This window comes from Fructilactobacillus sp. X2R5C2, assembly GCF_059901375.1.
Map to the genome: position 1 here is coordinate 17,648 of NZ_JBWXUX010000004.1, position 15,365 is coordinate 33,012.

Consider the following 15,365-nt stretch of genomic DNA (forward strand, 5'->3'; position numbering starts at 1 on the left):
ACTATTCCTTCCGCATAAATAAACTTACAGTCGTGACTTTTCGTTCTCATAGTCATCGAATAACCGCTTAGATACTTCATCTTCGCACGGAGAATACTCATCGACGATTAGCGAATTTAAGTTGGCCATGACTGAGTAGCCATAAATCAAAGAATTAATTAGAGGGTCTTTATCAAATGAGTCACAACTCATGGCAATCTTGTGGTTGTCAAAAGAAAGTCCCCGTTTGGTGGAATATTCTTCATTTTTCTGGATCCAGATAGGATTAATCACGTATTTGTATATCATGGAGATACTCCCTCTTACAAATATTTACTTCAGATGATCACTTGACCGATAAACACGTGGTAAACGGCTAGAATACTCACATGCAATCTCATAATGAATGGTATGACAATAGTCAGCAACGTCCTGTAAAGTAATGGTATGATCGTGATCGGTTCCAACCAAAGTAACCTTAGTTCCGATCGGCATCTTGTAAGGTAACCTAACCATTAGTTGATCCATACATACTCTACCAACGATGGGACAATACTGACCATCCACAAGAACTGAAAATCCCTGCATCGAGCGGCGAACACCGTCCGCATAGCCAACAGGAACCGTTCCAATCCACTCCCTTGAATCGGATGTATAAGTTGCCCCGTATCCAATTGAACGACCGCTCTGAACCTCCTTCACGTAAATTAATTCGCTCGTGAAGCTCATGGCAGGTTCCAACTTAAATGGCGACGCAATCGCAACCCCAGACGGATTTAAACCATAGCCAGCCACTCCAAAACGGACCATGTTTCCCCCCGCTGCCTTGTGCCACATACTAGTGGCCGAGTTAGCCACATGAACATAGCGCGGTTTCTCAGGAATTGCAGTCATCAATTCATTAAAATTGTCTAACTGATACTGAAAGTAATCATCATCAGTGCTATCTGCAGTGGAAAAATGAGTAAAAACTCCCTCAAAATCAATATACTCGCTAGTTCGCTTCAACTCAACTATTGCATCTTTAACTTCAGAAACGGTTTGTAGTCCGATTCGTCCCATTCCCGTATCTAGAGCTAAATGAACCCTAATCTTGTTTTTAAGTCCCAACTTTTGGGCTAATTCAGCTGCCTGCTTGATCCAATCGACTGAACTAACCGTGACTGAAACGTTGTACTTCGAGATTAATGGGACGTTGCTCAGATCAGAAAGCCCTAAAACGAGAATCGGCTCTGAAACAAAGCCCGCTTCTCTGAGCTGAATGGCCTCGTCCAAGATTGCAACACAAAAGCCAGTTGCTCCAGCTGCCTTAGCAATTCCGGCAACCTGAACCGCTCCATGACCGTAAGCATTGGCTTTAACGACCATAAATAAATCCGATTTCGAGTCTAAGCGTTTCCGCTCTTCACTAATATTATGAAAAATAGCATCTTCGTCAATCACTAGTTGTGCATTTCGGTTTTTTCCCACTGCCATAACGTATACTTCCTTGAATAAAGTACTATCTAATTATTCTTTGATGATTATTATAGCACTTAACAAATTAATTTTCTAAACAAAAAGAGAACCACTCGTGGTTCTCTTTTTTCTACTTATTCTTAATGACGAAACCCTTTGATTTACCGTGATTTCCACCGTTACGTCCTCGTGAATCATGACGTCTAGAGTCATGTCCACCACGACGATTACCAAATCGTTTGTGACTGTTGCGATCATTACGTTTTCCGTGATAACCACCACCACGGTGTCCGCCGAATCCACCATGATTCTTGAGTGGTTTTTCAGCAGTAATATGAACCTTAACTTGATCTCTTGTCATGTCATTTAACAATGCCGATACTAAATCAACACTGTCATACTTTTCAAGTAACTTTTTAGCAACTCGTTCAAACTTGGCTGTATCAGTCTTTTGAACCAGTTTCTCAATATCATTTTCTGCAAACTTTAACTGTCCAGCAAGTGCTTCATCCTCTGAAGGTGGCTTCAAAGGTAACATTCTCACCTTGGTCAACTTTTCAATCCCACGAAGGTAACTCATTTCGTTGGGGGTTACAAAAGTAACGGAAGTACCATGATGACCGGCACGACCAGTTCGTCCAATTCGATGGACATAACTCTCAGGATCCTGAGGAATATCAAAGTTATAAACGTAAGTTACTCCTGAAACATCAATTCCTCTAGCAGCAACATCGGTTGCAACTAAGTAATTAATTTTGTCGTTCTTGAACTCATTCATAATTTGAGTACGACGCTTCTGAGTTAAATCACCATGAAGGCCGGCAGCACGATATCCTCGTGCAATTAGTCCCTTGGAAACTTCATCAACTCGACGCTTAGTTCGACAAAAAACGATGGTAACTTTGGGAGTTTGAACGTCAAACAAACGTGTCATCGTATCAAACTTCTCATTGTCCTTTACTTTAACGTAGTATTGATCAACTAAATCAGTGGTTAATTCCTTAGACTTAACGGTAATCTGCTTTGGATCCCTCATGAACTGAACCCCAACTCGCTTAATGGGAGCTGGCATCGTTGCTGAGAAAAGCAAAGTTTGTCGATCACTTGGAATGTTCTTGATGATACTCTCGATATCATCTAAGAAACCCATGTTAAGCATTTCATCCGCTTCATCCAAAACAAGGTACTTAACGTGACCAAGCTTTAAAGTACGACGATTAATGTGATCAAGAATCCGTCCTGGAGTTCCTACCACAATCTGTGGTTTCTTCTTCAAATCTCTAATCTGTTGACGGATGTCAGAACCACCATAAACAACCTGAACTCGAGCTCCTTCAACCCCACCGAGTCGTTGCATCTCTTTTTGGGTCTGAATTGCTAGTTCTCTAGTTGGTGAAATGACAAGGGCCTGAACGTCTGGATTGTTCAGATCGATCTCTTGTAGAATTGGAAGGGCAAACGCAGCCGTTTTCCCGGTTCCAGTTTGAGCCTGTCCAATCACATCCTGACCCTTAAGCAATAATGGAATTGTTTGGGCTTGGATTGGAGTGGGTTCATCAAAGCCTGATTTCTCAATGGCTTTTAGTAGACTATCTGATAGTCCTAAATCTTTAAACTTCAAATGTGTTCCTCCTATTGAAACAACAACTGTGGATTCAATAATTTGCTTGAGAAAAATCCGTTTCCCGTAGTGCGCAAGTTATCTGATCCACACTTATTTCTAAATACTTCAGCGATTACGTGTCTAAAATATATTACACCATTTAACCAAATTTCACAAATCAAAACCGCTAAGCAAAACTATTCTAATGCTTTTAAAACTTGTTCTAAGTGAATCCCGTGACTCCCTTTGAGCAAGACCTCATCACCAGTAGATAACTGGGGGTCTAAGTCTTTAGCTAGTTGATCCAGTTGATCGGTTGCGTAATAATGGAGGTTATTTTGATTTGGATATTTTTTTTGTAACATTTTATATAATGACTTCATCAGCGGTCCAACCAGATAAACTTGCTGAATCAATTGGGGATTAATGGCATCTGAAATTCCCTCATGCATTTCTTGAGCATGATCGCCTAATTCGAGCATGTCACCCAAAACGGCAACTCGTTTTCCATCCAGATGAGTATCCTGAAAGGCCTTTAGCACCGCCTTTAAAGCGGATGGGTTCGAATTATAAACGTCGCTCAAAATCATCTCACCGTTTGCACCTTTAACCCATTCCGTTCGATTGTTAGTAAAATTCGTATGATCTAACGCTCCACGCATGTTGGCTGGTAAAATCTCAGCTAACTCACCGACTTCAATCGCAGCTAGGGCATTATTAACATTGTAATCACCAATTAACGGAATGGTGAACTTCATGTTGCCAAGTTTGTTGGTCTTAAACGTGGTCTCGTGATCACCATCAAACACGTCCTTTGGATAAATATCATTAGTATCTTTTCTTCCAAAGGTTAATTTTTCAACATCGAGTGCTTTAGCGCGTTCATTTAATAATGGTTCATCCCCATCATAGACAAACACCCCGTCAGGTCTTAAACCATGGGTGATTTCCATCTTAGCGTCCGCAATCTTATCACGGGTACCAAAGAACTCAATGTGGGCCTCTCCAATCATCGTAATGACAGCGATATCAGGCTTCACCAGTTTACTCAAGAAGTCGAGCTGACCCGGTCTATCCATCCCCATTTCAACCACCAAGTATTCAGTGTTCGATTCCATGGAAAGAATGGTGATGGGAACCCCAATCTCATTATTAAAGTTCGCATGCGTTTTGCATACATTAAACTGGGTGGCAAGAATGGAAGCAATCATATCCTTAGTGGTAGTTTTACCATTACTTCCCGTAATGGCAACCACCTTCGGATTAATCTTATTTAAGTAATGACTACTCAAGTCTTGAAGAGCTTTCAAAGTGTCATCAACTAAGATAACTGGGAATCCCTTTGGCGCGTCCTCACTTCTACTCTTATTCCAAAAGGTTGCACTAGCGCCGTTTTCAATGGCACTTGCAATGAAGTCATGGCCATCATGTTTCCCCGTAAGTGGCACAAACAGGTTGTTTGGCTTTAGCTTCCGACTATCAAACGAAACGCCCGTCACATCCACATTTTCATATTTTTTTGAATTCAAGTCGCCGTTGACGGCTTTGGCAATCTCTAAAAGGTTCATTTTCATAACAAAACTCCTATTAATTCGATCTAAATGCATTTAAAGTATATCAGAAAAAGTCCAGCAAAAAAGCGATTCGGTTCGCTTAAACCAAATCGTTTAATTCTCCCTCATCATCAACATCCTTGCGCAATTCCCACGTCTGAGTGGAAATATCATACGTGATCTGACCCACTTTCTCAGTTCCGGCACGTAGCTGGGCCTCAGAGTTCCAGATCACCCGTGGCGATTGTTTTCGATGCCTCATTAAGGGAATTTCCAGTTTCGGCTTTTCTATTTCTACCATATCACAAGGAATGATCACCCCGGTAATACCTAATTTTAATAACTTCGTTAGTGTCTGAAGATCCACGTCTTTAAAGGGGATTGACTTCACAAACACTCGTCTCTTGTTCCATTGTTCCTTTAAGTGACGTTTCAGACAAACGGCTAAAATTTGATTAATTTCATTGAAGCGACGGAGATAAACCTTGGTAAAACCAGTTGAATCACTCAAGAAAACAAATTGATTATTAATCTTAGCTGAAAACGGGCTGATTCCCGTCATGGGCATCCCCATGTGACTCAAATACAACAAATCAGCAATCTCGTCTTCACTTAAAGAATCCAGATCCTCTTTACTTTTAAAATCAACCCACTTTTTCGTACTGGTTCGATTATCAATCATGTATTCTCTAATCTCATTTTCCCCAGCAATTAGGTCAAACTTAGTCGACATATTAAAATCATTTGCGTTTTGGTAGTCATCATTCAATAAAATAATGTTTTGTGGTTCATTTTTAATTCCATTTAAAAAATCCGAGGGAAGAATGCCCCAGCTGCAAGCAAAATTCTTAACTGGATTAACTTGGAAATACACTGTATTAGTTAACATATTCTTCTACTCCAATACTTTCATACTCCCTTCATTGTAAACGAGACTTTTAACAACCATTTCCAACTCGTGATCCTTTCCTACGTTATAATTTCCGTTCTTTTTTATACATATAAAATCCGATTACTGTTAATATGGTAGTAATGATTTAATTTTGGGAGAGTGGATTATGAAAAAAACAAATGTTTTATTTGTCTGCCTAGGGAATATTTGTCGATCTCCCATGGCAGAAGCAATGTTTAAAAAAATGCTTACAAATGAAGGGCTTTCCGACAACTATTCGGTGAGCTCAGCTGCCACTGAAAATGATGAAGCAGGCAGCCGTCCTCATCCTGGTGCTCAAAAAACCATGGACGCCCATCATTTAGATTATCGTGGCAAGCGATCACATCCGATCACTGCAACTGACATCCAAAATGCTGACTATATTATTACCATGGATGATTATAATATCAGTGATCTTAAGGAAATGATCCCTCAAGACCAATGGGATAAACTTCATTTATGCATGGACATTGTCCCCGGCAAAAAAGGGGTCAACATCGTTGATCCTTGGTATACGCATCGATTTGAGGATACCCACCAAATGCTGGATCAAGCTTTGCCACTGTGGCTAAAGTACATGCAAGACCATCATAACAGCAAACGGGAAGGAAGCGCATCATTTGACTCAGAATAAAAATCAAATATCTGATCCGGTCCCACCAGAGATCTGGCACAAAAACTTAGTAGCTCTGTGGTTTGGGATGTTTATGAACGGACTGGGTTTCAGTGAAGTCATGCCCTTTCTGTCCTTATTCATCGCCACTCTAGGTCACTATAGTTCTAGTCAGTTAAGTATCTATAGTGGACTGGCCTTTTCGGCCTCTTTCATCGTTACTGCTGTGGTATCCCCAATTTGGGGATCACTTGCTGATCGATACGGAAGAAAAGTCATGCTTTTGCGGGCCTCCCTTGGAATGGCAGTTTGTTTGATCTTAATGGGATTTGTGACAGCCGTTTGGCAATTAATTGCTCTACGTTTCATTCAGGGAATTTTTTCTGGTTACATGAGTAATGCCAATGCCCTTCTGGCTACCCAGGTTCCAAAGCAAGAAAGCGGCAAGGCCCTTGGGATCTTGACGACTGGGAACGTTTCCGGAACACTATTTGGTCCGTTCATTGGCGGAATCTTAGCGTCCGTGTTCTCATATCGACTAACTTTCTTTATTACCGGTGGGCTACTTATTTCCGTGTTCTTTGTCACTTTATTCTTCGTAAAAGAACACTTCACCCCTGTTGCCAAAGAGGATAACCTCTCAACCAAGCAGGTCATTTCTGAACTTTCTAACGTTAAGTTAATCTTCGGAATGTTTTTAACCACCCTTATCATTCAGGCCTCAAACTTTTCCATCTCGCCAATTCTATCCCTCTATGTCAAAGAAATTATGCACAACAGTCCCCAAGTTACCTTTTACAGTGGAATTGTTGCCGCGGTTCCAGGGATAGCCACACTGTTTGCGGCACCTAAACTAGGTGCATTAGGCGACCGGATTGGGACCTCCAAGATCATGTTAGGTGGCTTCATCTTCGCCATGCTAGTTTACATCCCAATGGCGTTCGTCACAAACGTTTGGGAACTAATGGGATTGCGGTTTCTAATCGGAATTTCGAATGCATGTATGCTACCAGCCGTTCAAACCATTCTGGCTAAGAACACTCCATCCAACGTTACTGGTCGAATCTTCAGCTGGAATCAATCCATGCAGGCGGCCGGAAACTGTATTGGACCCATCATCGGTTCAATTGTTTCTTCGTTATTTGATTACTCAAGTGTCTTCATTTCAACGGCACTCCTAGTATTCATCAATTTTCTACTGGTACTCAATGAAACCAGAAATGAACAAAGATCCGTTAATTAAATTTAATCACAAAAAAAGAGCCAACCTAAAGTTGACTCTTTTTTGTTTATTATTATTTGTTGGCAAGACCATATTTCTTGTTGAAACGATCGACCGCACCATCTGCTTGGTTGAACTTTTGTCTACCAGTGTAGAATGGGTGTGAATCAGATGAAATTTCAACACGAATTAGTGGATAAGTGTTGCCATCGTCCATTTTGATGGTTTCATCAGAGGTTGCAGTTGAACCAGTAATGAACTTAAATCCAGTACTTGAATCTTGAAATACAACTTGGTGAAAATCTGGATGAATTCCTTTTTTCATAATATCTCGCTCCTTTTGCCCTAAACAACGTTCAGAGATTGATTATCGAATTATATCAACTAGAATAGCTTAACATTATTTTTTGACACACGCAATGGTACCTAAACTAGTCATCTTGATCGATCATTTGAACGTTGGCATGTAGGTTAGTTAATTTATTCGTAATATTGTCATAGCCACGAAGAATATTATCAGCATTCTCAATCGTGGTCTGTCCCTGCGCCATCAGTCCAGCGATGACTAGGGAGGCACCTGCTCGAATTTCTCCGGCTTGAACCGTCGTTCCGTGAAGATTGTCACTCTTACTGATGATAATTGAATTATCAGTGGGATTAACCCGAATATTAGCACCCATCTTTTGCAGCTGAGCAATGTGATTTTGTCGTTCGGGATAGATGGTGTCATGAATCACACTATCATCATCCGCCTTAAACAGCATCGGAGTAATTGGTTGTTGCAGGTCCGTTGCAAATCCAGGAAACGGAGCCGTTTTAACTTCAATCCCATTTAATTTTCCAGTCTTCGGAACATAAATGCTGTCTTCTCCGATCTCTAACTGAACCCCAGCCTCAATCAGCTTAGCAGTATAAGCCTGCAGATGTTCGGGAATCACGTTCTTTACGTTGATGCCCTTACCAATGGCTGCCGCTAACGTCAAATAGGTCCCAGCTTCAATCCGATCTGGAATAATCGTGTGAGTGGCCTTCGCTTGCAAATGGTTAACTCCCTGGATTCGGATCACATCCGTTCCAGCACCACGAATCTTAGCTCCCATACTATTCAAAAATGATGCAATATCAATAATCTCAGGCTCTTTAGCAGCATTACTAATCGTGGTGACACCATCAGCCTTGACGGCAGCCAAAATAGTATTAATGGTTGCTCCCACGGAAACCATGTCAAAGAAGATTGAAGCTCCATGGAGTCCATGCTCGGTCGCATTAATGTCAACCGAATCATCACTCTCACTAACTTCAGCTCCTAGGGCTTTAAAAGCCCGAATGTGTTGGTCAATTGGCCGTGGCCCAATGTTGTCTCCCCCTGGAAAACTGATCGTAGCGCGATGAAACTTTCCAAGAAGTGCCCCCATAAAGTAGTATGAGGCGCGTAAACTTTTAATTGCTTTACCGGGGAGTTCACCCTCGAGTATGTTAGTTGGATCAATATTTAAGACACCATCCGAAAAATCGGATGTTACGTTCATTGACTGGAGAATTAGCATGAGATTATGCACATCCAGGATATCAGGAACCATATCAAGTTCCACTGGACTATCCGCTAAAATGGCAGCCGGAATTAAAGCAACCGTGCTGTTTTTTGCTCCACCAACGGTGACGTCACCATATAGAGGATGTCCTCCTGATATTTTTAATATCGTCATAATTTGGTAATCCTCACTTATATCATATCTTTCAGTAATAATCATAGGAAAATTTGCACCAAAACACAATACAAAATGAGAAATTATTTTCTTAAGATTATTAGAAAGACCAATTATTTTTTGTGGTTATGCTTGTGTTCTTTGTCGGAAGCAGCCACGAATGCCTTGAATAAGCCTTCCGGACGATCCGGACGTGACAGGAATTCTGGATGATACTGAGCAGCCACGAAGAATTTCTTGTGAGGAACTTCGACCACTTCTACCAAATGATCATCTGGTGAGGTCCCAGAAACAACTAAACCAGCATCCTCAAGGTCTTTGCGAAACTTATTATTGAACTCATAACGATGACGGTGTCGTTCCGAAATTTCCTTCTTGTTATCGTAAGCACTAGCAGCCTTGGTACCCGGTTTTAACTTGGTTGGGTAAGCACCTAATCGTTGAGTACCACCAGCGTCAGTGACGTCATTTTGATCGGCCATAAGATCAATCACGTTGTGTTTGGTCTGTGGGTCAAATTCAGTCGAGTTCGCATCCTTGTAACCCACTACATCTCTAGCGTATTCGATGGTAGCAATCTGCATCCCAAGACAAACGCCTAGGTAAGGAACATCCTTCTCTCTGGCGTATCGAACGGCTTGAATCATTCCTTCAACCCCACGATTACCAAAGCCTCCGGGAACCAAGATACCATCCATTCCCTTCAACTTCTTTGCCACATTGTCTTTATCAATCGTACCAGCGTCAATCATGTGAATATTAACCTTATCATCAGCAGCGTATCCAGCATGCTTCAAAGCTTCGTTCACTGAAAGATAAGCATCATTTAGATCAACGTATTTTCCAACAATGGCAATGTTGACCTCACCCTTCAAGTTGCGGATGTGTTTCTCCATCTTCTTCCAGTCTTTCATGTCAGCCTCAGGAGCCTTCACATTAAAGTGTTTTAGAATTTCATCATCCATATCCTGTTTCTGAAAACTAAGGGGAATCTGGTACAAGTTTGGAGCGTCAATTGATTCAATGATGTCCTTAACCGGAACGTCACAGAACATCGCGATCTTTTTCTTCATCTCATCACTAACTGGTTTTTCTGCCCGAAGAACCAACATATCGGGTTGAATTCCAATGCTTCGTAACTCTTTAACACTGTGTTGGGTTGGTTTTGTCTTCATTTCTTTGGCAGCATGCAGATATGGAACCAGGGTTACGTGAATGTAAAAGGTGTTGTCGTCCCCAACTTCATGTTTCATCTGACGAATGGCCTCAAGGAATGGAAGTGATTCAATGTCACCAACCGTTCCCCCAATTTCAGAAATGACAATGTCGGCATCCGTACTCTTAGCGGCACTCATAATTTTCTGTTTGATCATACCGGTAATGTGAGGAATTACCTGCACGGTCCGACCGAGGTAGTCACCATGACGTTCCTTTCTTAGGACTTCTTCATAGATCTTACCGGTTGTAAAATTAGAATACTTGTTTAAATTATTATCAATAAAACGTTCGTAATGACCCAAATCAAGATCGGTTTCAGCACCATCATCGGTAACAAAGACTTCCCCGTGTTGATAGGGATTCATTGTTCCCGGGTCAATATTAATATATGGATCAAATTTTTGAATGGTGACATTAAAGCCACGATTTTTCAGTAATCTTCCGATTGAAGCAGAAACAATTCCCTTTCCTAAGGAAGAAACTACTCCACCGGTTACAAAAATATACTTAGTCATGCTCAAACTCCTCCATAAAATTTTGGTTATAACATAAAAAAAGCTCCCCATTCACTGAATAGGGAGCCATTACTTATTCGAAATACTTCACATGTCTGTAAAGTGCCCAAATAGAATACTAAGGGATTTTACAAAATTAGTCAAGTCTAATTCTTGTCGTCATCATCGTTATCTTTATCATCATGATCGTCTGGATCCACTTCCGAAAGATCGCCTTCAACACCGTCATCATCATCGATGGCGTCATCGTCAGTATCAGGATTTCCTTCATCCAGATCCTTGTGATATTTGTCTTTGTCATCATCAGAACTGTCTTCAAAATCATCCTGATCTTCTGGATCATCGTTGTCATAATCAATTACATCATCGTCGTCAGCAGCATCAGCCATAAAGGCGTTAACTTTACGATGCTTCTTTGGAGTATTGTTATTATCTTCTTCGCCCTCGTTGATGGTTGCTTCATTAATTGATTCATATGGGTACCAAGTTCGAAGACCCCAGACGTTATTGCCAAGGGAAATAAAGCTCCCATCGACATTAAGATCTGTATAGAATTGAGGTAAACGATCACGAATTACTTGGTTACTATCTCCCAAGTATTTTTGTACTTCGTTGGTTAAATCAACGAATGACATGGTTTTACCGGCGTCAGCTAAAATTGCATGAGCCACTTCAACCATTGATAATTCGCTTTTGTCTTGCTTGTCTAATTCTTTAAGTTCCAATTCGACCACGCCTTTCTAGATTCCTAACAGACTAATAATACTAGTTTAACATTTAAATTGCAATTTGACTCGGTAGTCACCAACCTTTTGTCCATTGGTATACAATTCATAATTAATCTCGATTATTTCAAGCCCCGTTTGCGCGTCTTTAGATTGTTTAATGCTCGTGGTGTGGGCTCCAATTTTGAGATTTCCATATGGGGTCCGATACAAGTCTTCAATGGTTTCATTGGGTTTAAAATGAAGTTCAAGGTGATTCTCACCAGCACGAGTCAACCGAATCGAATCTTTGCCGATCCGGTATGTCACTGGAACGTCGGGCTGACCATTTACGTGTTCCACGTAACGCAAATAACGGTTGCCATTAATCGTAACTAGCTGACCATTTTCTTCAAAGTGATGACGTTCGACGTTGCCATCCTGATTGATCTCGGTTGAAATCTCAACTTGCACTTTTTTGGTTTTTTCGTTTTCTGTCAAAATACCACCTCACCAGTTCAATGTTACGCCGTTAACGATGTAAATGCACTAACTTTGAGTTTGTCATGACGTTTATTTTTATTTCCGCTATAATGGAGAAAAACTAGTAATGAATGGAGGTCTTTTATTGAGGTATTACAGTCAGCCATTAAAATATGACAAAGTCTTTCGTGATCCAGTTCTGGGTCACATTTACGTTGAGCATCAGGTCATCTTAGATCTAATCAATACACCTGAGTTTCAACGTTTAAGACGAATCAAACAATTAGGAACAACTTCATTGACCTTTCATGGGGCAGAGCACACCCGCTTTAGTCATTCTTTAGGAGTCTATGAGATTACCCGCCGAATTTGCGATAATTTTCAAAGAAATTATCCGACTAAAGAAGCTGGCGACGGACTGTGGGATGATTCAGAACGAATCGTGGCCTTATGTGCCGCCTTGCTGCATGATGTAGGCCACGGAGCTTACTCACACACGTTTGAACACATCTTTCACACTAATCATGAACAAATCACCCAGCAGATCATCACGTCTAAAGAAACTGAAATTAACCACGTTCTAAGTCAGGTTGGTCCCGATTTTCCGGAACGGGTTGCTAGTGTCATTAATAAAACGTACGACAATCCCCAAGTGGTTCAAATGATTTCAAGTCAGGTTGACGCAGATCGCATGGATTACTTACTGAGTGATTCGTACTACACCGGAGCGCAGTACGGTAAGTTTGATCTGGATCGTATCCTTCAGGTCATGCGACCCTATTCGGGTGGAATCTGCTTTAGAGCGAGTGGTCTGCATGCCATTGAATACTACATTGTTTGTCGTTTTCAAATGTATCAACAGGTCTACTTTCATCCCGTATCCCGTTCGATGGAAGTCATTTTAAGTCATCTATTGATGCGTGCCAAAGAATTAGCTCTAAAACCTAACAGTAATTTTAAGCCTAGCCTCCTCATGCCAATCTTTGAAAATCATTATTCGCTTGATGATTACCTCCAGATTGACGACGGGGTCTTGAACACTTATTTCATCATGTGGCGCCGTTCAGAAGATCCTATCTTATCCGATCTAGCTAAACGCTTTTTGAATCGTCACCCCTTCAAATCGGCGAAGTATGACGATCAAACGGAGTTCTTAATTCCTAAACTACAGGAAATCATCGAAAAAGCTGGCTTTAATCCTAAGTATTACACAGCAACTGACAACAGTTTTGATCAACCATACGACGTCTACGATCCGAAAAGTAAACATCAGAACGCTCAGATTGAACTGATGGAAAATGACGGCAACCTCGTGGAGCTGTCCCAGGCTAGTGACTTAGTAAAAGCCATTACAGGAAAACTCATTGGGGATAAGCGCTTTTTCTTTCCCAGAGAAATGCTTAAACCAACCAAGAATGTTGAACTTTTTCAACCTCTGTACGATGAATTTCAAAAATACATTGATAATGATAACCTTATAATTCCAAAGGAGAACTAACATGGACATTAAATTAATTGCTATCGACATTGATGGCACCCTCTTAAACGAAAAAAATCAGTTAGCCCCAGCTACGATTAAAGCAATTACTGAAGCCCGTCAGAAGGGCATTAAAGTGGCCCTGTGTACTGGTCGTCCCATTACAGGTGTGAAACCCTACCTGAACAAGTTAGGAATCGATGGAAACGACGAATATGCCATTACCTACAATGGAGCCCTCGTTGAAACGGTTGACGGAAAAGTTTTAAGTAAAGAAACGGTTAAATACGATGATTTCTTGGAAATTGAAATGATGTCCAGAGAAATGGGTGTTCATTTCCAAATTGAAACGGTTGATTCTATCACGACCACCAACCGTGATATCAGTCCCTTTTCCGTTGAAGAAAGTCATTTAGTGTCAATGCCAATTAAGTATCGAACACCGGGCGAAATCACTCGTGACGTTAACATCTACAAGCTAATGTACGTGGATTATCCTGATAAAATTACTAAAGCGAAAGGAAATCTTCCTAAGTCTATCTATGAGCGCATGAGTGTTGTCCAAAGTTCTCCCGTCTTCCTTGAATTTATGAATTCTAATTCAAGTAAGGGAAACGCACTGAAGGCCCTCTCAGAACAACTCGGTTTAAAGCCTGATAATGTCATGGCAATCGGTGATCAAGGAAACGACCTTTCCATGATTAAGTTTGCTGGCCTCGGGGTCTCAATGGGAAACGGAATTGAGGAGATTAAAAAGAACGCCCAATTTGTTACCAAGCCTAATTCAGAAGACGGAGTAGCGTATGCCATTAATAAGTACGTTAACCAATAGTTAGAGCATAAAAAATAATCTTAGCTTATGAGAAACTTCAAAAGCTAAGATTATTTTTTTTATTGCTATTTTTTCTCGTCATCCTTACCATAGTCAAATCGATGACTAAACAATGGACTAACGGGACGGTTTTCATTAATTCTGGTAATTGCATCCCCGATCAGCGGTGCCACCGAAATCTGCTTAATCTTATCAATTTTCTTGTAGTCTGGTAACTGAATTGAATCAGTAACAACTAGCTTCTTGATTGGTGAAGCCTCAATTCTTTCGGTCGCAGGCCCTGAGAGGACGGGATGAGTACAACATGCGTATACTTCAGAAGCACCGGCATCCATGAGTGCTTGTGCCCCCTTTGTAATGGTTCCAGCGGTATCAATCATATCGTCAATCATGATACAACGTTTACCCTTTACGTCACCAATGATGTTCATAATCTGAGCAACATTAGCTTTAGGACGACGCTTATCGATAATTGCAATGGGTGCCTTCAAGAACTCAGCCATGGCACGAGCTCGACTCACACCACCATGATCAGGTGATACCACAACTGCATCTTTTGCAAGACCATTCTTAATGAAGTAGTCCGCAAGTAAAGGAGCACCCATCAAGTGATCAACGGGAACATCGAAGAACCCTTGAATCTGAGCCGCGTGCAAGTCAAGTGCAACCAGGCGGGTAATACCGTCTTTTTCAAGCATGTCAGCCACTAACTTAGCGGTAATTGGCTCACGACTTCGTGCCTTACGATCTTGTCTAGCATAACCATAGTACGGAATAACAACGTTAATGGTCTTAGCACTTGCTCGTCTTAGAGCATCGATCATAATTAATAATTCCATTAAGTTATCGTTAACGGGATCAGAAGTTGATTGGATAATATAAACGTTATCGCCACGAATGCTTTCCTCAATGTTAATTTGGATTTCACCATCACTAAAACGACTAACGGAAGCTTTCCCTAGTGGAACTCCTACTCGTTTAGCAATCTTTTCCGCAAGCGGACGATTTGAATTTAAAGAGAAAATTTTCAATTTTGGATCAGCATACTTTTCAGCCATTATAACCCCC

Annotated in this window: 15 protein-coding genes; 4 read left to right on the plus strand and 11 right to left on the minus strand. The window is 41.1% G+C overall.

All coding sequences use genetic code 11. The features are described 5' to 3' along the window. Positions 1-24: 24 nt before the first annotated feature. The 5 genes from AC6UD2_RS05610 to AC6UD2_RS05630 all read right to left on the minus strand — a co-directional run bounded on the left by AC6UD2_RS05610 (position 25) and on the right by AC6UD2_RS05630 (position 5,482). Positions 25-288: a hypothetical protein gene (locus AC6UD2_RS05610; RefSeq protein ID WP_039144963.1), complete on the minus strand. Its 264-nt coding sequence runs from the start codon at positions 286-288 to the stop codon at positions 25-27. A 24-nt stretch (positions 289-312) separates the two neighbouring features. Further along, complete coding sequence (alr, locus tag AC6UD2_RS05615) at positions 313-1,455, minus strand: alanine racemase (RefSeq protein ID WP_500698273.1); 1,143 nt, start codon at positions 1,453-1,455, stop codon at positions 313-315. Positions 1,456-1,567: 112 nt separating this feature from the next. After that, positions 1,568-3,058, minus strand: coding sequence for a degradosome RNA helicase CshA (gene cshA, locus AC6UD2_RS05620; protein WP_039144966.1), 1,491 nt, complete (start codon positions 3,056-3,058; stop codon positions 1,568-1,570). 179 nt (positions 3,059-3,237) lie between these two features. Beyond that, positions 3,238-4,614: a UDP-N-acetylmuramoyl-tripeptide--D-alanyl-D-alanine ligase gene (locus AC6UD2_RS05625; protein ID WP_500698274.1), complete on the minus strand. Its 1,377-nt coding sequence runs from the start codon at positions 4,612-4,614 to the stop codon at positions 3,238-3,240. 79 nt (positions 4,615-4,693) lie between these two features. Further along, positions 4,694-5,482: a hypothetical protein gene (locus AC6UD2_RS05630; RefSeq protein WP_500698275.1), complete on the minus strand. Its 789-nt coding sequence runs from the start codon at positions 5,480-5,482 to the stop codon at positions 4,694-4,696. Between the two features lie 169 nt (positions 5,483-5,651). Between AC6UD2_RS05630 and AC6UD2_RS05635 the strand changes: the two genes are divergently transcribed. Together AC6UD2_RS05635 and AC6UD2_RS05640 are read left to right on the plus strand one after the other, a co-directional pair. Continuing rightward, a complete protein-coding gene (locus AC6UD2_RS05635) occupies positions 5,652-6,161 on the plus strand; it encodes a low molecular weight protein-tyrosine-phosphatase (protein ID WP_500698276.1) in 510 nt (169 codons plus the stop codon). Continuing rightward, a complete protein-coding gene (locus AC6UD2_RS05640; protein ID WP_500698277.1) occupies positions 6,148-7,383 on the plus strand; it encodes a multidrug efflux MFS transporter in 1,236 nt (411 codons plus the stop codon). The genes AC6UD2_RS05635 and AC6UD2_RS05640 overlap by 14 nt, the downstream gene beginning before the upstream one ends. 52 nt (positions 7,384-7,435) lie before the next feature. On the opposite strand, the gene AC6UD2_RS05645 is transcribed toward AC6UD2_RS05640, so the two are convergent. From AC6UD2_RS05645 to AC6UD2_RS05665, 5 genes are all read right to left on the minus strand, one after another. Then, positions 7,436-7,687 carry a type B 50S ribosomal protein L31 gene (locus AC6UD2_RS05645; protein ID WP_010022846.1) on the minus strand — a complete coding sequence of 84 codons (252 nt, stop codon included), beginning with the start codon at positions 7,685-7,687 and terminating at the stop codon, positions 7,436-7,438. A 106-nt stretch (positions 7,688-7,793) separates the two neighbouring features. Next, a complete protein-coding gene (gene murA, locus AC6UD2_RS05650) occupies positions 7,794-9,068 on the minus strand; it encodes a UDP-N-acetylglucosamine 1-carboxyvinyltransferase (RefSeq protein WP_010022847.1) in 1,275 nt (424 codons plus the stop codon). 113 nt (positions 9,069-9,181) lie between these two features. Further along, positions 9,182-10,801, minus strand: a complete 1,620-nt coding sequence (gene pyrG, locus AC6UD2_RS05655; RefSeq protein WP_010022849.1) for a CTP synthase — start codon at positions 10,799-10,801, stop codon at positions 9,182-9,184. A gap of 146 nt (positions 10,802-10,947) precedes the next feature. Beyond that, a complete protein-coding gene (rpoE, locus tag AC6UD2_RS05660; RefSeq protein WP_500698278.1) occupies positions 10,948-11,526 on the minus strand; it encodes a DNA-directed RNA polymerase subunit delta in 579 nt (192 codons plus the stop codon). Positions 11,527-11,571: 45 nt separating this feature from the next. Next, entirely contained in the window at positions 11,572-12,006 is a 435-nt protein-coding gene (locus AC6UD2_RS05665; RefSeq protein ID WP_500698279.1) for a YwiB family protein, read from the minus strand. Between the two features lie 127 nt (positions 12,007-12,133). Between AC6UD2_RS05665 and AC6UD2_RS05670 the strand changes: the two genes are divergently transcribed. Then, complete coding sequence (locus tag AC6UD2_RS05670) at positions 12,134-13,486, plus strand: HD domain-containing protein (protein WP_039144976.1); 1,353 nt, start codon at positions 12,134-12,136, stop codon at positions 13,484-13,486. A gap of 1 nt (position 13,487) precedes the next feature. Further along, complete coding sequence (yidA, locus tag AC6UD2_RS05675; RefSeq protein ID WP_500698280.1) at positions 13,488-14,297, plus strand: sugar-phosphatase; 810 nt, start codon at positions 13,488-13,490, stop codon at positions 14,295-14,297. Positions 14,298-14,362: 65 nt separating this feature from the next. Here the strand turns inward: yidA and AC6UD2_RS05680 are convergent, their stop codons facing one another. After that, positions 14,363-15,355, minus strand: coding sequence for a ribose-phosphate diphosphokinase (locus AC6UD2_RS05680; protein ID WP_010022854.1), 993 nt, complete (start codon positions 15,353-15,355; stop codon positions 14,363-14,365). Positions 15,356-15,365: the final 10 nt, after the last annotated feature.